The 22,085-nt window shown below is 69.4% G+C and carries 18 protein-coding genes; 3 read left to right on the top strand and 15 right to left on the bottom strand.

Features of this window, described 5'->3' with window-relative positions:
- Positions 1–127: 127 nt before the first annotated feature.
- Entirely contained in the window at positions 128–748 is a 621-nt protein-coding gene (locus AADR41_RS22525) for a Uma2 family endonuclease (RefSeq protein ID WP_342283193.1), read from the top strand.
- Between the two features lie 21 nt (positions 749–769).
- On the opposite strand, the gene recQ is transcribed toward AADR41_RS22525, so the two are convergent.
- The 15 genes from recQ to AADR41_RS22600 form a co-directional block, all read right to left on the bottom strand.
- Complete coding sequence (recQ, locus tag AADR41_RS22530) at positions 770–2,746, bottom strand: DNA helicase RecQ (RefSeq protein ID WP_446751095.1); 1,977 nt, start codon at positions 2,744–2,746, stop codon at positions 770–772.
- Between the two features lie 139 nt (positions 2,747–2,885).
- Positions 2,886–4,550: an NADH-quinone oxidoreductase subunit NuoN gene (nuoN, locus tag AADR41_RS22535; RefSeq protein WP_342283194.1), complete on the bottom strand. Its 1,665-nt coding sequence runs from the start codon at positions 4,548–4,550 to the stop codon at positions 2,886–2,888.
- Positions 4,547–6,118 (bottom strand): NADH-quinone oxidoreductase subunit M, encoded by a 1,572-nt coding sequence (locus AADR41_RS22540; protein WP_259928611.1) that lies wholly within the window; start codon positions 6,116–6,118, stop codon positions 4,547–4,549. Before AADR41_RS22540 ends, nuoN begins: the two co-directional genes overlap by 4 nt.
- Positions 6,119–6,123: 5 nt before the next feature.
- A complete protein-coding gene (gene nuoL / locus AADR41_RS22545; protein WP_342283195.1) occupies positions 6,124–8,019 on the bottom strand; it encodes an NADH-quinone oxidoreductase subunit L in 1,896 nt (631 codons plus the stop codon).
- Between the two features lie 14 nt (positions 8,020–8,033).
- Positions 8,034–8,333, bottom strand: coding sequence for an NADH-quinone oxidoreductase subunit NuoK (gene nuoK, locus AADR41_RS22550; RefSeq protein WP_093543641.1), 300 nt, complete (start codon positions 8,331–8,333; stop codon positions 8,034–8,036).
- Positions 8,330–9,157 (bottom strand): NADH-quinone oxidoreductase subunit J, encoded by an 828-nt coding sequence (locus AADR41_RS22555; protein ID WP_342283196.1) that lies wholly within the window; start codon positions 9,155–9,157, stop codon positions 8,330–8,332. Before AADR41_RS22555 ends, nuoK begins: the two co-directional genes overlap by 4 nt.
- Positions 9,154–9,819: an NADH-quinone oxidoreductase subunit NuoI gene (gene nuoI, locus AADR41_RS22560; protein ID WP_259928613.1), complete on the bottom strand. Its 666-nt coding sequence runs from the start codon at positions 9,817–9,819 to the stop codon at positions 9,154–9,156. Before nuoI ends, AADR41_RS22555 begins: the two co-directional genes overlap by 4 nt.
- Entirely contained in the window at positions 9,812–11,215 is a 1,404-nt protein-coding gene (nuoH, locus tag AADR41_RS22565; protein ID WP_446751096.1) for an NADH-quinone oxidoreductase subunit NuoH, read from the bottom strand. Before nuoH ends, nuoI begins: the two co-directional genes overlap by 8 nt.
- Positions 11,212–13,719 (bottom strand): NADH-quinone oxidoreductase subunit G, encoded by a 2,508-nt coding sequence (locus AADR41_RS22570; RefSeq protein WP_342283197.1) that lies wholly within the window; start codon positions 13,717–13,719, stop codon positions 11,212–11,214. Before AADR41_RS22570 ends, nuoH begins: the two co-directional genes overlap by 4 nt.
- A complete protein-coding gene (gene nuoF, locus AADR41_RS22575) occupies positions 13,716–15,101 on the bottom strand; it encodes an NADH-quinone oxidoreductase subunit NuoF (RefSeq protein ID WP_446751097.1) in 1,386 nt (461 codons plus the stop codon). Before nuoF ends, AADR41_RS22570 begins: the two co-directional genes overlap by 4 nt.
- A complete protein-coding gene (nuoE, locus tag AADR41_RS22580) occupies positions 15,098–15,919 on the bottom strand; it encodes an NADH-quinone oxidoreductase subunit NuoE (RefSeq protein WP_342283229.1) in 822 nt (273 codons plus the stop codon). The genes nuoF and nuoE overlap by 4 nt, the downstream gene beginning before the upstream one ends.
- Before the next feature lie 29 nt (positions 15,920–15,948).
- Positions 15,949–17,271, bottom strand: a complete 1,323-nt coding sequence (locus tag AADR41_RS22585; protein WP_342283199.1) for an NADH-quinone oxidoreductase subunit D — start codon at positions 17,269–17,271, stop codon at positions 15,949–15,951.
- Complete coding sequence (locus tag AADR41_RS22590; protein WP_342283200.1) at positions 17,271–17,999, bottom strand: NADH-quinone oxidoreductase subunit C; 729 nt, start codon at positions 17,997–17,999, stop codon at positions 17,271–17,273. Before AADR41_RS22590 ends, AADR41_RS22585 begins: the two co-directional genes overlap by 1 nt.
- Positions 17,996–18,550 (bottom strand): NuoB/complex I 20 kDa subunit family protein, encoded by a 555-nt coding sequence (locus AADR41_RS22595; protein ID WP_030926341.1) that lies wholly within the window; start codon positions 18,548–18,550, stop codon positions 17,996–17,998. Before AADR41_RS22595 ends, AADR41_RS22590 begins: the two co-directional genes overlap by 4 nt.
- An 18-nt stretch (positions 18,551–18,568) precedes the next feature.
- Positions 18,569–18,928: an NADH-quinone oxidoreductase subunit A gene (locus AADR41_RS22600; protein ID WP_003992243.1), complete on the bottom strand. Its 360-nt coding sequence runs from the start codon at positions 18,926–18,928 to the stop codon at positions 18,569–18,571.
- Between the two features lie 829 nt (positions 18,929–19,757).
- Here AADR41_RS22600 and AADR41_RS22605 point away from each other — a divergent pair.
- Together AADR41_RS22605 and AADR41_RS22610 are read left to right on the top strand one after the other, a co-directional pair.
- Entirely contained in the window at positions 19,758–20,600 is an 843-nt protein-coding gene (locus AADR41_RS22605; RefSeq protein ID WP_342283201.1) for a C40 family peptidase, read from the top strand.
- A 258-nt stretch (positions 20,601–20,858) separates the two neighbouring features.
- A complete protein-coding gene (locus AADR41_RS22610) occupies positions 20,859–22,082 on the top strand; it encodes an MFS transporter (RefSeq protein WP_342283202.1) in 1,224 nt (407 codons plus the stop codon).
- Positions 22,083–22,085: the final 3 nt, after the last annotated feature.

Below are 22,085 nucleotides of genomic sequence, written 5' to 3' on the forward strand. Positions count from 1 at the left end.
GTGACTGAGGGGGCAGGGCGGGCCCGGGGGCACCCGCTGGTCAGCGGCGTGTGGGCCATTCACACGTTCGGGGGAGCCCTGCCCCGTTCCGGCGGTGACGCCGGAGCGTCCCGCGAGGCTCAGCGGTGTGAGAGAACCGGTCAGCGTCGACCCCGAGGCCCCCGAACCTCGGTGGGCGGTTCCGCCCGTGGGCGGCTGGACCGCCGATGACCTGGACACACTCCCGAATCTGCCTCCGCACACGGAACTGATCGACGCGCGCCTGGTCTTCCAGTGTCCGCAGACCTTGTTCCACTCACGGGCGATCAGCTTCTTCAGCGGGCGGCTGCAGTCGCTGGTGCCGCATGGCCTTGAGGTGGCGGCCCGGTTCACCATCGACATCGACCGCTGCAACCGGCCCGAGCCCGATGTGATCGTCGTGGGCGGCGAGGTCGTCCGGAACCTGGATCAGACCCGCTTCCCCGCCCGGTCCGTACAGCTGGCCATCGAGGTCGTCTCCCCGGAATCCCTCACCCGGGACCGGGAGACCAAGCCCGTGAAGTACGCGCGGGCGAGGATCCCGCACTACTGGCGGGTGGAGAACCACGACGGCCGGGCGGTGGTCTACGTCTTCGAGCTGGAGCCGTCGACCGGGGCCTACACCTCCACCGGGATCTTCCACGACCGGATGAAGGTCTCCGTCCCCTTCCCGGTCGATCTCGATCTCGCCGCGATCACCGCGCGCCGCCGGGCGGCGGACCCGCAGTAGGTCCGGCCGCCCGGTCCGCGCTCACTCGTACTCGGGCGGCTCCTCGTCCCAGCCGAACTCGGGGTCGGCTTCGGGGGCCGCCGGAGACGGTACGACTTTCAGGGCCGGAGCCGGGGCCGGGGCCGGGGCTCCCGTCTCCCCGAGCGAGGCCAGCACCTCCAGTACTCCCTCCCCGTACGTCGCCAGCTTCTTCTCGCCCAGGCCGCTGATCCCGCCCAGCGCGGACACGGAGTCCGGCCGCACCGTGGCGATCTCGCGCAGGGTCGCGTCGTGGAAGATGACGTACGCCGGGACGCCCTGCTCCTTCGCCCGGGCGCCGCGCCAGGCCCGCAGCGCCTCGAAGACCGGGACGGCCTCGGGGGCCAGCTCGGCGGCGGCCGCCTGCGACTTCGGCTTGCGGTCGGCCTTCGTGGAACGCGAGGCGGGCTTCGGTGCCTCCTTGCGCAGCAGCACCTCGCGCTGCCGGCCGAGCACGGAGCCGCTCTCCTCGGTGAGCACCAGCGTGCCGTACTCGCCCTCCACCGCGATCAGTCCCTGGGCGAGCAACTGCCGTACGACACCCCGCCATTCGGCCTCGGCCAGCTCCTCGCCGATGCCGAAGACCGAGAGCTGGTCGTGGTCGAACTGGATGACCTTGGCCGTCTTGCGGCCGAGCAGGATGTCGATGATCTGGCCCGCGCCGAACTTCTGCCCGCGCTCCCGCTTCAGCCGCACCACGGTCGACAGCAGCTTCTGCGCGACCACCGTGCCGTCCCAGCTCTCGGGCGGCGTGAGGCAGGTGTCGCAGTTGCCGCAGTCCGCGGTGGCGGGCTCCTGTCCGAAGTACGTCAGAAGCTGGGCGCGGCGGCAGCGCACCGTCTCGCACAGGGCGAGCATCGAGTCGAGGTGGGAGGCGGCGCGGCGGCGGAACTGCTCGTCGCCCTCGCCGCCCTGGATGAGCTTGCGCTGCTGGACGACGTCCTGAAGGCCGTACGCCATCCAGGCCGTGGACGGCTGTCCGTCACGGCCTGCGCGGCCGGTCTCCTGGTAGTAGCCCTCGACGGACTTCGGCAGGTCGAGGTGGGCGACGAAGCGCACGTCGGGCTTGTCGATGCCCATGCCGAAGGCGATGGTCGCGACGACGACCAGGCCCTCCTCGCGCAGGAACCGGGACTGGTGGACGGCGCGCGTGCCCGCGTCGAGCCCCGCGTGGTACGGGACGGCCTCGATGCCGTTGCGGCAGAGGTATTCGGCGGTCTTCTCGGTCGAATTGCGCGAGAGGCAGTAGACGATGCCCGCGTCCCCGGCGTGCTCGTCCTTGAGGAAGGAGAGCAGCTGCTTCTTCGGGTCGGCCTTCGGCACGATCCGGTACTGGATGTTGGGCCGGTCGAAGCTGGCGACGAAGTGCTTGGCGTCGGGCATGCCCAGACGCTGGGTGATCTCCTGGTGCGTGGCGTCGGTCGCGGTCGCCGTCAGGGCGATGCGCGGCACCTCGGGCCAGCGCTCGCCGAGGACGGAGAGGGTCAGATAGTCCGGGCGGAAGTCGTGCCCCCACTGGGCGACACAGTGCGCCTCGTCGATCGCGAAGACGGAGATCTCGCCGCGCGAGAGCAGCGCGAGGGTGGAGTCCAGGCGGAGCCGCTCCGGGGCCAGGTAGAGCAGGTCGAGCTCACCGGCGACGAACTGGGCCTCCATCGAGCGGCGCTCGTCGAAGTCCTGCGTGGAGTTGATGAAGCCGGCCCGCACGCCGAGCGCCCGCAACGCGTCCACCTGGTCCTGCATCAGGGCGATCAGGGGCGAGACGACGATGCCCGTACCCGCTCTGACCAGGGCGGGGATCTGGTAGCAGAGGGACTTGCCACCACCGGTCGGCATGAGCACGACAGCATCGCCGCCGGCCACCACATGGTCGACGATCGCTTCCTGCTCGCCGCGGAACGCGTCGTACCCGAATACCTTGTGCAGCGTCCGCCGTGCGTCGCTCTCGGTCACATCCATGGTCCCGCCCGTCGTGCCCATCGCTCTGTCCCCCGGGTCCGTCCCGCTCTGGTCCGTGTTGCCGCCGTCCCCTGCCACGATAGGCGCCGCGTACGACAACGCCGGACGGGCTTGACTTCTCAAGCCCGTCCGGCGGCGGTCGCTGCTGTGCGTCGGTGCGCTACCTCACGAAGACTCCCGCCTGGCTCGCCAGGTCCAGGAAGTACTGCGGGGCCAGGCCCAGCACCAGCGTGACCGCGACTCCCACCGCGATCGTCGTCATCGTCAGCGGGGACGGGACGGCGACCGTGGGGCCGTCCGCCTTCGGCTCGCTGAAGAACATCAGCACGATGACCCGGATGTAGAAGAACGCGGCGATCGCCGAGGAGATCACACCGACCACGACCAGTCCGCCCGCGCCGCCGTCCGCCGCCGCCTTGAACACGGCGAACTTTCCGGAGAACCCGGAGGTGAGCGGAATACCGGCGAAGGCCAGCAGGAACACCGCGAAGACCGCGGCGACCAGCGGAGAGCGCCGGCCGAGCCCGGCCCACTTCGACAGGTGCGTCGCCTCGCCGCCCGCGTCGCGGACCAGGGTGACGACGGCGAACGCGCCGACCGTCACGAAGGAGTACGCGCCGAGGTAGAAGAGGACCGACGAGATGCCGTCCGGGGTCGTGGCGATCACACCGGCGAGGATGAATCCGGCGTGGGCGATCGAGGAGTAGGCCAGCAGCCGCTTGATGTCGGTCTGGGTGATGGCGACGATCGCGCCGCCCAGCATCGTGACGATCGCGACGGCCCACATGACCGGACGCCAGTCCCAGGCGAGGCCCGGCAGCACCACGTACAGCAGGCGCAGCAGCGCGCCGAACGCGGCGACCTTGGTGGCCGCGGCCATGAAGCCGGTGACCGGGGTCGGGGCGCCCTGGTAGACGTCCGGGGTCCACATGTGGAACGGGACGGCGCCGACCTTGAAGAGCAGCCCGGTCAGGATCATCGCGCCGCCGATCAGCAGCAGCGCGTCGTTGCCCATGGTGTCGGCGAGCGCGGGGTCGATCTTGGTGACGGCACCGTCGACCACGTCGGCGATGGCCGCGTACGAGACGGAGCCCGCGTACCCGTAGAGCAGGGCGATCCCGAAGAGCAGGAACGCCGAGGAGAACGCGCCGAGCAGGAAGTACTTCACCGCGGCCTCCTGCGACATCAGCCGCTTGCGGCGGGCGACGGCGCACAGGAGGTAGAGCGGGAGGGAGAAGACTTCCAGGGCCACGAAGAGCGTCAGCAGATCGTTGGCCGCCGGGAAGACCAGCATCCCGGCCACCGAGAAGAGGACCAGCGGGAAGACCTCGGTGGTGGTGAATCCGGCCTTGACCGCGGCCTTCTCGCTGTCGCTGCCGGGGACCGAGGCGGCCTGGGCGGCGAAGGAGTCCACGTGCCTGCCGTGTGCGGCGGGGTCGAGCCGCCGCTCGGCGAAGGTGAAGACGGCGACCAGCGAGGTCAGCAGGATGGTGCCCTGCAGGAAGAGCGTCGGCCCGTCGATCGCGATGGCGCCCATCGCGGCGATGTGCGCCTTCGTCGTGCCGTACCCGCCGGCCGCCAGTCCGACGACCGCGGCGAACGCGGCGGCCAGGGCGACGACCGTGAGGAAGGCCTGCGTGTAATAGCGGGCCCGGCGCGGCACGAAGGCCTCGACGAGTACGCCCACGACGGCGACACCGATCACAATGAGGACCGGGGTCAGCTGGGTGTACTCGATGACCGGGGCCTTGAACTTCTCGACCGGGGCGGCCGATGTCACCCCGCCCGCCGTCGTCCACAGGCTGTGGACAGCTGTTGCGCTCACTTGGCGGCCTCCACCTCAGGCTGGGGGTCCTTCTTCTGGACGTCCGACATGGTGTGCTGCACCGCCGGGTTGACGATCTCCGTCAGCGGCTTCGGATAGACACCCAGGAAGAGCAGCAGCGCGATCAGCGGCAGGACCACCGCCAGCTCCCGGACCTTGAGGTCCGCCATGCCCTGGACCTCGGCCTTCACCGGGCCGGTCATCGTCCGCTGGTAGAGGACGAGGACGTAGAGCGCGGCGAGCACGATGCCGGTCGTGGCGACGATGCCCGCCGCCGGGTACGCGCTGAACGCGCCGACCAGGACCAGGAACTCACTGACGAACGGGGCGAGTCCGGGCAGCGACAGGGTGGCCAGCCCACCGATCAGGAAGGTGCCGGCCAGGATCGGCGCCACCTTCTGCACCCCGCCGTAGTCGGCGATGAGCCGCGAACCGCGCCGGGTGATCAGGAAGCCCGCGACCAGCATCAGCGCGGCGGTCGAGATCCCGTGGTTGACCATGTACAGCGTGGCGCCGGACTGGCCCTGGCTGGTCATCGCGAAGATGCCCAGGATGATGAAGCCGAAGTGCGAGATCGACGCGTAGGCGATCAGGCGCTTGATGTCGCGCTGGCCGACGGCGAGCAGCGCCCCGTACACGATGCTGATCAGCGCCAGGACGATGATCACCGGCGTCGCCCACTTGCTGGCCTCCGGGAAGAGCTGGAGGCAGAAGCGGAGCATCGCGAAGGTGCCGACCTTGTCGACGACCGCGGTGATCAGGACGGCGACCGGGGAGGTCGCCTCGCCCATCGCGTTGGGCAGCCAGGTGTGCAGCGGCCACAGCGGGGCCTTCACCGCGAAGGCGAAGAAGAACCCGAGGAAGAGCCAGCGCTCGGTGCCGGTCGCCATGGAGAGCGAGCCGTTGGCGCGGGCCTCGGCGATCTCGGAGAGCGAGAACGTCCCCGCGACCACGTAGAGCCCGATCACGGCGGCCAGCATGATGAGCCCGCCGACCAGGTTGTAGAGCAGGAACTTCACCGCGGCGTAGGAGCGTTGGGCCGCCGCGTTCTCGTCGCTGCCGGTGTGCGCCCGGTCCCCGAAGCCGCCGATGAGGAAGTACATCGGGATGAGCATGGCTTCGAAGAGGATGTAGAAGAGGAAGACGTCGGTGGCCTCGAAGGAGAGGATCACCATCGCTTCGACCATCAGGATCAGGGCGAAGAAGCCCTGGGTGGGGCGCCAGCGCGAGGACTTGGTCTCCAGGGGGTCGGCGTCGTGCCAGCCGGCCAGGATGACGAAGGGGATCAGCAGGGCGGTGAGCGCCATGAGCGCCACCCCGATGCCGTCCACGCCCAGTTCGTACCGGACGCCGAAGTCCTTGATCCAGGCGTGCGATTCGGTGAGCTGGTAGCGGTCGCCGCCGGGCTCGAAGCGGGCGAGCGCGATGCCCGCCAGGACGAGGGTGGCCAGCGAGAAGACCAGCGCCAGCCATTTGGCGGTGGTGCGCCGGGCGGCCGGGACGGCGGCGGTGGCGACCGCGCCGATCGCCGGGAGCGCCGCCGTCGCTGTCAGGAGGGGAAAGGACATGGTGATCAGACCGCCCTCATCAGCAGGGTCGCGGCGATGAGAACCGCCGTACCGCCGAACATCGAGACCGCGTAGGTGCGGGCGTAGCCGTTCTGCAGCTTGCGCAGCCGGCCGGAGAGCCCGCCCATCGAGGCCGCCGTGCCGTTGACGACGCCGTCGACCAGGGTGTGGTCGACGTACACCAGGGAGCGGGTGAGGTGCTCGCCGCCGCGGACCAGGACCACATGGTTGAAGTCGTCCTGGAGGAGGTCGCGGCGGGCGGCCCGGGTGAGCAGCGAGCCGCGCGGGGCGACGACCGGTACGGGCTTGCGTCCGTACATCGCCCAGGCGATGGCGACGCCGATGACGAGCACCACCATGGTGGCGGCGGTGACGGTCGTGGCGCTGACCGGGGCGTGGCCGTGGCTGTGGCCGGTGACCGGCTCCAGCCAGTTCAGGAAGCGGTCGCCGATGGAGAAGAAGCCTCCGGCGAAGACCGAGCCGAACGCCAGGACGATCATGGGGATGGTCATCGACTTCGGCGACTCGTGCGGATGCGGCTCGTGGCCCTCCGCGTCGGGCTGCCAGCGCTTCTCGCCGAAGAACGTCAGCAGCATCACGCGCGTCATGTAGAACGCGGTGATCGCGGCGCCCAGCAGGGCCACCGAGCCGAGGATCCAGCCCTCGGTGCCGCCCTTGGCGAAGGCCGCCTCGATGATCTTGTCCTTGGAGAAGAAGCCGGACAGACCGGGGAAGCCGATGATCGCCAGATAGCCGAGGCCGAAGGTGATGAAGGTGACCGGCATGTACTTCCGCAGGCCGCCGAACTTCCGCATGTCGACCTCGTCGTTCATGCCGTGCATGACCGAACCGGCGCCGAGGAAGAGCCCGGCCTTGAAGAAGCCGTGGGTCACCAGGTGCATGATCGCGAAGACGTAGCCGATCGGGCCGAGCCCGGCGGCCAGGATCATGTAGCCGATCTGCGACATCGTCGACCCGGCGAGGGCCTTCTTGATGTCGTCCTTCGCGCAACCGACGATCGCACCGAAGAGCAGCGTGACCGCTCCGACGACCACGACGACCAGTTGTGCGTCCGGCGCGGCGTTGAAGATCGCGCCGGAGCGGACGATCAGATAGACACCGGCGGTGACCATGGTCGCGGCGTGGATGAGGGCCGAGACCGGGGTCGGGCCCTCCATCGCGTCACCGAGCCAGGACTGCAGCGGAACCTGGGCCGACTTGCCGCAGGCCGCGAGCAGCAGCATCAGGCCGATCGCCGTCAGCTTGCCCTCACCGGTCTCCCCCGTCGCTTCGAGGACGGGGCCGAAGGCGAAGGTGCCGAAGGTGGTGAACATCAGCATGATCGCGATCGACAGGCCCATGTCGCCGACGCGGTTGACCAGGAAGGCCTTCTTGGCGGCGGTGGCCGCGCTGGGCTTGTGCTGCCAGAAGCCGATGAGCAGGTACGACGCCAGACCGACGCCCTCCCACCCGACGTACAGCAACAGGTAGTTGTCGGCGATGACCAGGATCAGCATCGCCGCGAGGAACAGGTTCAGATAGCCGAAGAAGCGGCGCCGGCGCTCGTCGTGCTCCATGTAGCCGATCGAGTAGATGTGGATCAGGGTGCCCACACCGGTGATCAGCAGCACGAACGTCATCGACAACTGGTCGAGCTGGAAGGCCACATCGGCCTGGAAGCCCTCGACCGGGATCCAGCTGAACAGCTTCTGGTGCAGCGCCCGGTCCTCCGCGCCCTTCCCCAGCATGTCGAGGAAGAGCACGACACCGACGACGAACGACGCTGCGGCGAGCAGGGTGCCGATCCAGTGTCCGGCGCGGTCCAGCCGTCGGCCGCCGCAGAGCAGGACCGCCGCTCCGAGCAGGGGCGCCGCGACGAGCAGCGCGATCAGGTTCTCCACGATTCAACGTCCCCTTACAGCTTCATCAGGCTGGCGTCGTCGACCGAGGCCGAGTGGCGGGAACGGAACACCGACACGATGATCGCGAGCCCGACCACGACCTCGGCGGCGGCGACGACCATCGTGAAGAAGGCGATGATCTGGCCGTCGAGATTGCCGTGCATCCGCGAGAAGGTCACGAACGCGAGGTTGCAGGCGTTGAGCATCAGCTCCACGCACATGAACACCACGATCGCGTTCCGCCGGATCAGCACCCCGGCCGCACCGATGGTGAACAGCAGGGCTGCGAGATAGAGGTAGTTGACCGGATTCACTTGGCGACCTCCTCTTCTTCGTTGTCACGGCCGAGCCGTTCCCCGGAGCGCTGCTCCAGCGCCTTGAGCTGGTCCAGCGACTCGTTCGAGACGTCGCGGATCTGGCCGCGGTTGCGCAGCGTCTGCATGACGGTGAGCTCGGAGGGCGTGCCGTCCGGGAGCAGGCCCGGGATGTCCACGGCGTTGTGCCGGGCGTAGACACCGGGGGCGGGCAGCGGCGGGAGCTGCTTGCCGCGTACGCGCTCCTCGGACATCTCCCGCTGGTTCTTGGCCCGTTCGGTGCGCTCCCGGTGGGTGAGCACCATCGCGCCGACCGTCGCCGTGATCAGCAGGGCGCCGGTGATCTCGAAGGCGAAGACGTACTTGGTGAAGATGAGGCTGGCCAGCCCCTCCACGTTTCCGCCGTGCTCGGTGTTGGCGGTACCGAGTCCGTTGAAGCTGTTCAGCGAGGCGTTGCCGATGCCCGCGATCAGCAGGACACCGAAGCCGAGCCCGCAGCCCGCGGCCAGCCAGCGCTGGCCCTTCAGGGTCTCCTTCAGCGAATCGGCCGCGGTGACGCCGACGAGCATGACCACGAAGAGAAACAGCATCATGATCGCGCCGGTGTAGACGACGATCTGGACGATGCCCAGGAAGTAGGCGCCGTTGGCGAGGTAGAACACCGCCAGGACGATCATGGTCCCGGCGAGGCTCAGCGCGCTGTGCACGGCCTTCTTCATCAGTACGGTCGACAGCGCGCCGAGCACGGCGACGATGCCGAGCAGCCAGAACTGGACGGCCTCGCCGGTCGAGGTCTGGGAGGCCGCGGCGGCCAGGCCGGTCATGCGCCCACCTCCTGCGCCGAGCCGTTGTTCTCGCTGTGCCCGTCGGCCGGCTTCTCGCCCTTGGAGACGGCGACCTGGGGCTCCGTACCGGGCGCCGCCTCGGTGACGAGGCCCCGGTAGTAGTCCTGTTCGTCCATCCCGGGGAAGATCGCGTGCGGGGTGTCGACCATGCCCTCCTCCAGGCCCGCGAGCAGCTCGTCCTTGGTGTAGATGAGGCTCTCGCGGGTGGTGTTGGCGAGCTCGAACTCATTGGTCATCGTCAGCGCCCGGGTCGGGCAGGCCTCGATGCACAGTCCGCAGAGAATGCAGCGCGCGTAGTTGATCTGGTAGACGCGGCCGTAGCGCTCCCCCGGGGAGTAGCGCTCCTCCTCGGTGTTGTCCGCGCCCTCCACGTAGATCGCGTCCGCCGGGCAGGCCCAGGCGCACAGCTCGCAGCCGACGCACTTCTCCAGACCGTCCGGGTGACGGTTGAGCTGGTGCCGGCCGTGGAAGCGCGGCGCCGTCACCTTCGGCGTTTCCGGATACTGCTCGGTCAGCCGCTTCTTGAACATGGCCTTGAAGGTCACGCCGAAGCCGGCGACGGGGTTCTGGAACTTCTCCTCGGAGGACCCCGAGGACCCCGAGGCTCCCGAAGTCCCCGAGGACTCTGGTGACTCAGACACCGTCGGCCTCCTTTCCGTCACTCGAATTTCCGTCACTCTGAGTATCCGGCCCGCCACTGACAACGAGCTCCCGCTCGCCCCGCGGCCTGCGGCGCGGCACCGGCGGCAGGGTCTGTCCGGGCAGCGGCGGCACCGGGAATCCGCCCGCCATCGGGTCGAACGCCGGCTCCGGTCCGGCCTCCGCCTCGGCGGCCCGGCCCTTCTTGTCGCGGAAGATGTCGACGACGAAGGAGATCAGCAGGATCGCGATCACGGCCCCGGCCACGTACAGCACGATCTTCGAGAAGTCGTAGCCCTCGTTGCGCAGCGCCCGCACCGTCGCGACCAGCATCAGCCAGACCACGGAGACCGGGATCAGGACCTTCCAGCCGAGCTTCATCAGCTGGTCGTAGCGGACCCGGGGCAGCGTGCCGCGCAGCCAGATGAAGAAGAACAGCAGCAGCTGGACCTTGACGACGAACCAGAGCATCGGCCACCAGCCGTGGTTCGCGCCCTCCCAGAAGGTGCTGATCGGCCACGGGGCCCGCCAGCCGCCCAGGAACAGGGTCGTGGCGACCGCGGAGACGGTGACCATGTTGACGTACTCGGCGAGCATGAACATCGCGAACTTGATCGAGGAGTACTCGGTGTTGAAGCCGCCGACCAGGTCGCCCTCGGACTCGGGCATGTCGAACGGGGCGCGGTTGGTCTCGCCGACCATCGTGACGATGTAGATGATGAACGAGACCGGCAGCAGCAGGATGAACCAGCGGTCCTGCTGCGCCTCCACGATCTTCGAGGTCGACATCGACCCGGAGTAGAGGAAGACCGAGGCGAACGCGGCGCCCATCGCGATCTCGTAGCTGATCATCTGCGCGCAGGAGCGCAGACCGCCCAGGAGCGGGTACGTCGATCCGGACGACCAGCCGGCCAGCACGATGCCGTAGATCCCGACCGAGGCGACCGCGAGGATGTAGAGCATCGCGATCGGCAGGTCGGTGAGCTGCATCGAGGTGCGGTGGCCGAAGATCGAGACCTCGTTGCCGGACGGGCCGAACGGGATCACGGCGATCGCCATGAACGCCGGGATGGCGGCGACGATCGGCGCGAGCACGTACACGACCTTGTCGGCCCGCTTGACGATGACGTCTTCCTTCAGCATCAGCTTGATGCCGTCGGCGAGCGACTGGAGCATGCCCCAGGGACCGTGCCGGTTGGGGCCGATGCGCAGCTGCATCCAGGCGACGACCTTGCGCTCCCACACGATGGAGAAGAGCACGGTCACCATCAGGAAGGCGAAGCAGAACACCGCCTTGATGACGACGAGCCACCACGGGTCGGTGCCGAACATCGACAGATCCTCGGCGGCGAGTACGGCACTGTGCGGTGCCGCGGCCAGTTGAGCGAAGGCACTCACGCCCCCACCTCCGGTGTGACGTCGGGAGTACCCGGTGCGGCGGGGCCGATCCGGACCAGGCCGCCGGGCCGGGCACCGGTGTCGGCCGGAACGCCCCGCCCGGCGGAGTTCAGCGGCACCCAGACCACCCGGTCCGGCATGTCGGTGACCTTCAGCGGGAACGCGACACTGCCCGCCGGGCCGGTGACGGCCAGCAGATCGCCGTCCTTCACGCCCGTCTCGGCGGCGGTGGCCGCGGAGAGCCGGGCGACCGCGGCGTGCCGGGTACCGGCCAGCGCCTCGTCGCCCTCCTGGAGCCGCCCCAGGTCGAGCAGCATCCGGTGGCCCGCGAGGACCGCCTCGCCGTCGCCGGGCCTGGGCAGCGGCTGCGCCGGCTCGTTCGGGTCGGTGGCGTGCGTGCCGCTCCAGCCGCCGAGCCGGTCCAGTTCGCGTCGTACGGACTTCAGGTCCGGCAGCGCGAAGTGGACGTCGAGGGCGTCGGCCAGCATGTGCAGCACCCGGGCGTCGCCCGGCGCGAGCGCGCGCGTCATCTGCTCCGGCTTCAGCGCGGCCTCGAACATCCGCGCCCTGCCCTCCCAGTTGAGGAAGGTGCCGGACTTCTCGGCCACCGCGGCGACCGGGAAGACCACGTCGGCGCGGTCGGTGATCTCGTTGGGCCGCTGCTCCAGCGAGACCAGGAAGCCGACCTGGTCCAGGGCCTCCAGGGCCCGTGCCGGGTTCGGCAGGTCCACGGTCTGGACCCCGGCGACGACCAGCGCGGCCAGTTCGCCGGTGGCCGCGGCCTCGACGATCTGGTCGGTGTCGCGGCCGAAGCGGGACGGGAGTTCGGCGACGCCCCAGACGGCCGCCACCTCGTCCCTGGCCCGCGGGTCGGTCGCCGGGCGGCCGCCGGGCAGCAGCGACGGGAGCGCGCCCGCCTCCACCGCGCCGCGCTCGCCGGCCCGGCGCGGGATCCACACCAGCGCGGCCCCGGTCGCGGTGGCCGTGCGCACCGCGGCGGTGAGCCCGCCCGGTACCGCGGCCAGCCGCTCACCGACCACGATCACGGCGCCCTCGGCCCGCAGCGCCTCGGCCGCCGCGGCTCCGTCGCCGTCGAGGCCGACGCCGCCCGCGATCGCGTCCAGCCACTCGGTCTCGGTGCCGGGGGCGGCGGGCAGCAGCGTGCCGCCCGCCTTGTCGAGACCGCGGGTGGCGTGCGAGGCGACGGCGTAGGTGCGCTGTCCGTGCTTGCGGTTGGCCTTGCGCAGCCGCAGGAAGACGCCGGGCGCCTCCTCCTCCGACTCGAACCCGACCAGCAGTACCGTCGGGGCCTTCTCCAGCGAGGTGTACGTGATCCCGCTGCCGTCCAGGTCGCGTCCGCGCCCGGCCACGCGGGCGGCCAGGAAGTCGGCCTCCTCGCTGCTGTGGACCCGGGCCCGGAAGTCGATGTCGTTGGTGTCCAGCGCGATCCGGGCGAACTTGCTGTACGCGTAGGCGTCCTCGACGGTCAGCCGGCCGCCGGTGAGCACCCCGGTCCGGCCGCGCGCGGCCAAGAGGCCGGCGGCCGCGGCGGCCAGCGCCTCGGGCCAGCCCGCGGGTTCCAGGACGCCGTCCGCGTTGCGTACCAGCGGAGTGGTGAGCCGGTCCCGCTGCTGCGCGTAGCGGAAGCCGAAGCGGCCCTTGTCGCAGACCCACTCCTCGTTGACCTCGGGGTCGTCGGCGGCGAGCCGTCGCATGACCTTGCCGCGCCGGTGGTCGGTGCGGGTCGCGCAGCCGCCCGCGCAGTGTTCGCAGACCGACGGCGAGGAGACCAGGTCGAAGGGGCGGGAGCGGAATCGGTACGCCGCCGAGGTCAGCGCCCCGACCGGGCAGATCTGGATGGTGTTCCCGGAGAAGTACGACTCGAACGGGTCGCCCTCGCCGGTGCCGACCTGCTGGAGCGCGCCGCGCTCGATCAGCTCGATCATCGGGTCGCCCGCCACCTGGTTGGAGAACCGGGTGCAGCGTGCGCAGAGCACGCAGCGCTCGCGGTCCAGCAGCACCTGGGTGGAGATCGGGACGGGCTTCTCGTACGTCCGCTTCTTGCCGTCGAAGCGGGAGTCCGCGTCGCCGTGCGACATCGCCTGGTTCTGCAGCGGGCACTCGCCGCCCTTGTCGCAGACCGGGCAGTCCAGCGGGTGGTTGATGAGCAGCAGCTCCATCACACCCTTCTGGGCCTTCTCGGCGACCGGCGAGGTGAGCTGCGACCTGACGACCATGCCGTCGGTGCAGGTGATGGTGCAGGACGCCATCGGCTTGCGCTGGCCCTCGACCTCGACGATGCACTGGCGGCAGGCACCGGCCGGGTCGAGGAGCGGGTGGTCGCAGAAGCGCGGGATCTCGATGCCGAGGAGTTCGGCGGCCCGGATGACCAGGGTGCCCTTGGGCACGCTGATCTCGATGCCGTCGATGGTCAGCGTGACCAGGTCCTCGGGCGGGACGGCCGCCTCGCCGCCCCCGGAGGGCGCACTCGTGGTGACTGTCATGCGTTCACCTCCTGGTGAGCGTTCTTGTCGTCGGCCCAGACGGTCGACCTGGCGGGATCGAAGGGGCAGCCCTTGCCCGTGATGTGCTGCTCGTACTCCTCGCGGAAGTACTTCAGCGAGGAGAAGATCGGCGAGGCGGCGCCGTCGCCGAGGGCGCAGAAGGACTTGCCGTTGATGTTGTCGGCGATGTCGTTCAGCTTGTCGAGGTCGGCCATCTGTCCCTTGCCGGCCTCGATGTCGCGGAGCAGCTGGACGAGCCAGTAGGTGCCTTCACGGCAGGGCGTGCACTTGCCGCAGGACTCGTGGGCGTAGAACTCGGTCCAGCGGGTGACGGCCCGCACCACGCAGGTGGTCTCGTCGAAGCACTGGAGCGCCTTGGTGCCGAGCATGGATCCGGCGGCGCCGACGCCCTCGTAGTCGAGCGGTACGTCGAGGTGCTCGTCGGTGAACATCGGGGTCGACGAGCCGCCCGGGGTCCAGAACTTCAGCCGGTGGCCGGGGCGCATGCCGCCGCTCATGTCGAGCAGCTGGCGCAGGGTGATGCCGAGCGGGGCCTCGTACTGGCCGGGGCCCGCGACGTGCCCGCTGAGCGAGTACAGCGTGAAGCCCGGGGACTTCTCGCTGCCCATCGACTTGAACCACTCCTTGCCCCGGTTCAGGATCGCGGGAACCGAGGCGATGGACTCGACGTTGTTCACCACAGTGGGGCAGGCGTACAGACCGGCGACCGCGGGGAAGGGAGGTCGCAGCCGGGGCTGGCCACGCCGTCCTTCGAGAGAGTCGAGCAGCGCGGTTTCCTCACCACAGATGTACGCGCCGGCACCGGCGTGCACCGTGAGTTCCAGATCGAGCCCCGAGCCCAGGATGTTCGTCCCCAGATAGCCCGCCTCGTACGCCTCTCGTACGGCCTCGTGCAGACGTCGCAGCACGGGGACGACCTCACCGCGCAAGTAGATGAACGCGTGCGACGAACGGATCGCGTAACAGGCGATCACGATGCCCTCGATGAGGCTGTGCGGGTTGGCGAACAGGAGCGGGATGTCCTTGCAGGTGCCCGGTTCCGATTCGTCGGCGTTGACGACCAGGTAGTGCGGCTTGCCGTCGCCCTGCGGGATGAACTGCCACTTCATCCCGGTCGGGAATCCCGCGCCGCCGCGGCCGCGGAGGCCGGAGTCCTTGACGTAGGCGATGAGGTCGTCCGGCGCCATGGCGAGGGCCTTGCGCAGGCCCTCGTATCCGTCGTGGCGGCGGTAGGTGTCCAGGGTCCAGGATTCCGGCTCGTCCCAGAAGGCGGAGAGGACGGGGGCGAGCAGCTTCTCGGGGCTGCCCCCGTTCCCGTTGCCGCCTCCGTTGTCGTTGATCTCGGTCGCCAACGTCATCACTCCCCCTCCTCGGCTGTCGGGCCGGCCGGGTGGTCCGGGTCGGAGGCCGAGGTCTGCTGCGGTGCGTCGTGCGAGCTGAGGTGCTCGGACGGCGACGGGTCGTGGGGCTGGGCGCCGCCGGGGCGCTCGCCGCGCGGGGCGACGACGCGCGGGTGCGGCTCCTCGCCCTTGGCGAGGCGGAGGCCGATCAGCGAGGCGGGGCCCGCGCCGCCGGACGCCTCGACGGCGCCGGGGCGCTCGTCGGGGAAGCCGGCCAGGATCCGGGCGGTCTCCTTGTACGAGCAGATCGGGGCGCCGCGGGTGGGTTCGACGGTGCGCCCGGCGATCAGGTCGTCGACCAGGCGGGTCGCGCTCTCGGGCGTCTGGTTGTCGAAGAACTCCCAGTTGACCATCACCACGGGGGCGAAGTCGCAGGCCGCGTTGCACTCGATGTGTTCGAGGGTGACCTTGCCGTCCTCGGTCGTCTCGTCGTTGCCGACGCCGAGGTGCTCCTTGAGCCGGTCGAAGATCGCGTCGCCGCCCATCACCGCGCAGAGCGTGTTGGTGCAGACGCCGACCTGGTAGTCACCGCTCGGCTTGCGCCGGTACATCGTGTAGAAGGTGGCGACCGCGGTGACCTCGGCGGTGGTGAGGCCGAGCAGCTCGGCGCAGAACGCCATGCCCGTACGGGACACGTAGCCCTCCTCGGACTGCACCAGGTGCAGCAGGGGAAGCAGGGCGGAGCGGCTGCCGGGGTAGCGGGCGATCACCTCCTTCGCGTCCGCTTCGAGCCTGGCGCGCACCTCGGCCGGGTAGGCGGGGGCGGGGAGCTGCGGCATCCCCAGACTGACTTCCTGACGTGCTTCGGTCACCGGTCGACGCCTCCCATCACGGGGTCGATGGACGCGACGGCGACGATGACGTCGGCGACCTGGCCGCCCTCGCACATCGCCGCCATGGCCTGGAGGTTGGTGAAGGACGGGTCACGGAAGTGGACCCGGTAGGGGCGGGTGCCGCCGTCCGAGACGACGTGCACGCCGAGTTCGCCCTTGGGCGATTCGACGGCGGTGTACGCCTGCCCGGCCGGGACGCGGAAGCCCTCGGTCACCAGCTTGAAGTGGTGGATCAGGGCCTCCATGGAGGTGCCCATGATCTTCTTGATGTGGTCGAGCGAGTTGCCGAGTCCGTCCGGGCCGAGCGCGAGCTGGGCCGGCCAGGCGATCTTCTTGTCGGCGACCATCACGGGCCCGGGGGCGAGCCGGTCGATGCACTGCTCGACGATCCGCAGCGACTGGCGCATCTCTTCCAGGCGGATGAGGAAGCGGCCGTAGGCGTCGCAGGTGTCGGCAGTGGGGACGTCGAAGTCGTAGGTCTCGTACCCGCAGTAGGGGTCGGTCTTGCGCAGGTCGTGCGGGAGTCCGGCGGAGCGCAGGATCGGGCCGGTGGCGCCGAGCGCCATGCAGCCGGTCAGGTCGAGGTAGCCGACGTCCTGCATGCGGGCCTTGAAGATGGGGTTGCCGGTGGCGAGCTTGTCGTACTCCGGCAGGTTCTTCTTCATGGTCTTCACGAACTCGCGGAGCTGGTCGATCGCGCCGGGCGGCAGGTCCTGGGCGAGTCCGCCGGGGCGGATGAACGCGTGGTTCATGCGCAGGCCGGTGATCAGCTCGAAGAGGTCGAGAACCAGTTCACGATCGCGGAAGCCGTAGATCATGATCGTGGTGGCGCCGAGCTCCATGCCGCCGGTGGCGATGCACACCAGGTGCGAGGAGAGCCGGTTGAGCTCCATCAGGAGCACGCGCAGGATGGTGGCCCGGTCGGGGATCTGGTCCTCGATGCCGAGGAGCTTCTCGACGCCCAGGCAGTACGCCGCCTCGTTGAAGAACGGCGTCAGGTAGTCCATGCGCGTGACGAAGGTGGTGCCCTGCGTCCAGTTCCGGTATTCGAGGTTCTTCTCGATGCCGGTGTGGAGGTAGCCGATGCCGCAGCGGGCCTCGGTGACGGTCTCGCCGTCGATCTCCAGGATCAGCCGCAGAACACCGTGCGTGGACGGGTGCTGGGGGCCCATATTGACAATGATGCGCTCGTCGTCGGACTTGACGGCGGACTCGACGACCTCGTCCCAGTCGCCGCCGGTGACTGTATATACAGTCCCCTCGGTCGTGGCCCGGGGCGTTGCGTGGGGAGTAGACATCAGGAGTACGACCTCCGCTGGTCCGGAGCCGGGATCTGGGCGCCCTTGTACTCGACGGCGATGCCGCCGAGCGGGTAGTCCTTGCGCTGCGGGAAGCCCTGCCAGTCGTCCGGCATCATGATCCGGGTGAGGGCGGGGTGCCCGTCGAAGACGAGCCCGAAGAAGTCGTAGGTCTCGCGCTCGTGCCAGTCGTTGGTCGGGTAGACCTCGACGAGGGACGGGACGTGCGGATCGCTGTCCGGGGCCGACACCTCCAGCCGGATGAGCCGGCCGTGCGTGATCGAGCGCAGGTGGTAGACGGCGTGCAGCTCGCGGCCCTTGTCGCCGAGGAAGTGGACGCCGCTCACCCCCGTGCAGAGCTCGAAGCGCAGCGCCGGGTCGTCGCGCAGGGTCCGGGCGACCAGGACGAGGTGTTCGCGGGCGATGTGGAAGGTGAGCTCGCCGCGGTCGACGACGGTCTTCTCGATGGCGTTCGCGGGAAGCAGGTCCTGCTCCTCCAGGGCACCTTCGAGCTCGTCGGCGACTTCGTCGAACCAGCCGCCGTACGGGCGGGAGGTGGCGCCCGGCAGGGTCACGGTGCGGACGAGGCCGCCGTAGCCGGAGGTGTCGCCGCCGTTGCCGGCGCCGAACATGCCCTTGCGTACGCCGATGACCTCGCCGGTGTCCGCGCGCGGGGCGGGCACACCGTCGTTGTTGCTCTGTTCGTCGTGGTTGTCGTTCCCGCTCATCGCAGCAGCCCCTTCATCTCGATCAGGGGCAGCGCCTTGAGTGCCGCGTCCTCCGCCTCGCGGGCGGCCTCCTCCGCGTTGACCCCGAGCTTGGAGCCCTGGATCTTCTGGTGGAGCTTGAGGATCGCGTCCATCAGCATCTCGGGCCGCGGCGGACAGCCGGGCAAATAGATGTCAACCGGAACAATGTGATCAACACCCTGCACAATGGCGTAATTGTTGAACATTCCGCCCGATGATGCGCAAACCCCCATGGAGATCACCCACTTGGGATTGGGCATCTGGTCGTAGACCTGACGCAGGACGGGAGCCATCTTCTGGCTGACCCGTCCTGCGACGATCATCAGATCCGCCTGTCGCGGCGATCCGCGGAAGACCTCCATGCCGAAACGGGCCAGGTCGTAACGCCCGGCCCCGGTCGTCATCATTTCGATGGCGCAACAGGCGAGGCCGAAGGTGGCGGGGAAGACGGAGGACTTCCGTACCCAGCCGGCGGCCTGCTCGACAGTGGTCAGCACGAAGCCGCTGGGCAGCTTCTCTTCGAGTCCCATGGTGTGCCCCTCAGCCCCTCAGTCCCATTCCAGGCCGCCGCGACGCCACACATACGCGTAGGCCACGAAGACGGTGAGCACGAAGAGCAGCATCTCCACGAGCCCGAAGATCCCCAGGGCGTCGAAGGTGACCGCCCAGGGATAGAGGAAGACGATCTCGATGTCGAAGACGATGAAGAGCATCGCCGTCAGGTAGTACTTGATGGGGAAGCGGCCGCCTCCGGCCGGCGTGGGTGTGGGTTCGATACCGCACTCGTACGCTTCGAGCTTTGCCCGGTTGTAGCGCTTGGGGCCGATAAGCGTGGCCATGACCACGGAGAAGATCGCAAACCCTGCCCCGAGGGCGCCGAGCACGAGGATGGGCGCGTAGGCATTCACGCTCCTCGCTCCTTCCAGTCGTCCTTGACCGTTGGACCGCATCGGGCGACCGGCTCACCGCCTCACCAAGATCGTGCACATGTGAGGCAGTTCACAAGCCCGACTGCCCCGCATCCTATGCCCGCCGTCCTGTGATCTGCGACACGGGGTACGACAACGCCTTTGTGATCTCCACCACCTGACGAAGGATCATGAAGTCGGATGAGCGGTGATCTTCACACGCGAAGCGGCCGAGTGATCACGAGACGTGACATCTGATGCTGTTACCGCTGGTCAAACGGCTGCCGCCCTATCAAGAGTTGGTCGCACCAAGCAAATTGGCGATGGACGGCACGGGGTGATAGAGGGATCTGCGCGATCTTGATCCCTCCAGGCCGGTTCCACGCGGATCCCACCCCTCCGCCGACGGACCCGCACCCTCCCGGTCGCCCGAACCTCACCCGGGAGAGCGAGTCGAGGGGATCAAAGTGGACGCAAGGTCCTATTTCTGATCTTCGGCGCGAACAGGACATCTCCCTGCGCCCGGCGCCACCTTGGGCGCGTGGCGCATATCCGCCCCTCGCCCTGTGATCACCCTGTGACCTGCGTCACTCCGTCAAGGCCCCGACAAAAGCGGGCTTGGCCATCGGTGTGAACGGATGGTAGGTGGCGGGCAATTCGGGCGTATTGCCGAAAGCCCGTGATCACAGCCATGATCACTCATGCCCGCTTTGCCCGTTACGGCGTCAATAAGGGCCCGCGGAAAGCGGATTCACAGATTCCGTACGTAACTGTGTCGCAACACACGTTTCTTGATGGGAGCCCCGAGGCCCTGATAGCGCTAGTACCCATGTCCCACACCGCTCACATACCCAGCCACCGGAAGCCCCGCCGAAACGCCTCGAAGACGGCGCTGCGGGCCGGAGTTGCCGGTGGCGTCCTCAGCACCATCGCGGTCGCAGGCGCCGCCGGTCCGGCCCAGGCCGAGCCGGTGACCCAGACCATCGAGATGCCCACCATCACCTCCGGGCTCTCCACCGCCGTCGCCGCGTCCGCCCAGGCCACGCAGCAGGTCGCCCAGGACCTGCAGACGCAGGCCCAGGAGGACGCCGCAGCCGCCACCGCGGCGAAGACCGCCAAGAAGGCCAAGGCCGAGGCGGTCCGCAAGGCAGAGGCCAAGAAGAAGGCGGAGGCGGCCGCCAAGGCCAAGGCGGAGGCCGCCGAGCGCGCCTCCCGCTCCACCGTCCGCACGACGCTCAGCGCGACCTCCGGCTCCAGCACCGCTACCGCCGCGTCCACGTCCTCCTCTTCTTCCTCCTCCACGTCGTCGAACGCGACCGGCTCCGCCGCCGCGGTCATCGCCTTCGCGCAGGCCCAGGTCGGCGACGCGTACGTGTCCGGCGGCACCGGCCCCAGCTCGTGGGACTGCTCCGGTCTCGTCCAGGCCGCGTTCCGCTCGGTCAACATCGACCTGCCGCGCGTCTCGCAGGCCCAGTCCACCGCCGGCACCCAGGTCTCGCTGAGCAACCTCCAGCCGGGCGACATCCTGTACTGGGGCGGCGCGGGCAGCGCGTACCACGTCGGGATCTACGTGGGCAACGGCCAGTTCGTCGGCGCGCAGAACTCCAGCACCGGTGTGGTGCAGCGTCCGCTGTCCTACGACCCGCCGTCGGGCGCGGTCCGCGTTCTCTGATTCGTCGCGACCCTCCGGGTTCACGGATTCACAAGCGCCTTTCCGGCGCGCGGTGAAGGGCCGTCACTCCCCCGCTCGGGAGCGACGGCCTTTCGCCGTTTCCGGTCCTCCGGCGAGAAGTGTCCGGCCTCCGGCGAAAAACCGACGTCGACCCCGGCCTTCGGCGTTGACGTCGCGAACCTGCCGGACACCGTCCACCGCCGCTTGTGAACTGGGGCGAACAGCCCTCGCGTCACCGAGCACAGGACGGCATCCGCCATGACCTCCACCGCGGCCACCACCCCCTCCGGCCCCGTCGCCCTCCCGGCCCGCACCCCGTTACGCGGCCGGCTCGCCGTCCTCTCCGTCATGCTGGGCATCTTCTCGATCGTCACCACCGAGATCCTGCCCATCGGCCTGCTCACATCGATCGGGTCCGACTTCGCCGTCTCGGACGGCACGGCGGGCCTGATGATGACCGTGCCCGGACTCCTCGCCGCCGTCTCCGCGCCCCTGGTCACGGTGGCGACGGCACGCGTCGACCGGCGCCTGATGCTCGGTGCCTTCATGCTCCTGCTGGCCCTGGCCGACTTTCTCCTCGCCGCGGCGAGCGACTACCGCCTCGTCCTGGTCTCCCGCGTGCTGGTCGGGATCACCATCGGCGGCTTCTGGTCCGTCGGGGCCGGACTGGCCGGCCGGCTGGTCCGCCCGTCGTCGGCCGCCCGGGCGACAGCCGTGATCTTCTCGGCCGTCCCGCTGGGCTCCGTACTCGGTGTCCCCGCCGGTACGTTCATCGGCGGCCTGGCCGGCTGGCGGACGGCGTTCGTGGTCGTGGGGGCGCTGAGCGTGGGCGTACTGGCCCTGATGCTCCTGGTGGTTCCGCCGCTGCCGCCGGACCGGGTCACCCGCGCGAGCCTGCTGCGCGCCGTGCTCGCCCGGCCCGGCACCCGTTTCGCCCTGCTCCTCACCTTCTTCATGGTTCTGTCCCACTTCGCGACGTACACCTATGTCTCCCCCTTCCTGGAACGGGTCACGCACGCCGGTCCGGCGCTGATCACGGTGTTCCTGCTGATCTACGGCGCTGCCGGGATCGTCGGCAACTTCGCCGGCGGCGCACTGGTGACGCGCCGCCCGCGCGCGGCGGTCTGCCTCGCCGCGGGACTCATCGCCACCGCGACCGCGCTGCTCCCGGTCCTGGGCAGGTGGGAGGCCGGAGCCGTCGCGCTGCTGATCGTCTGGGGTGTCGCCTACGGCGCGGTGCCGGTCTGCTCGCAGACCTGGTTCGCCAGGGCCGCCCCCGACGCACCCGAAGCGGCTTCCGTCCTGTTCACCGCGTCCTTCCAGGCGACCTTCGCCCTCGGCGCGCTGTCGGGCGGAGCCGTCCTCGACCGCGTGTCCGTGTCGGCGGTCATGGTGCTCGGCGGCGCGGTCGCGGCTCTGGTGGTGGCGGTGGCCGTGGCGGGACCTCGCTCCGGGAGCCCCGGTGCCGGGGAGCGGCGATGAACC

Source organism: Streptomyces sp. CLV115, from assembly GCF_038448545.1.
Taxonomy (GTDB): Bacteria; Actinomycetota; Actinomycetes; order Streptomycetales; family Streptomycetaceae; genus Streptomyces; species Streptomyces sanglieri.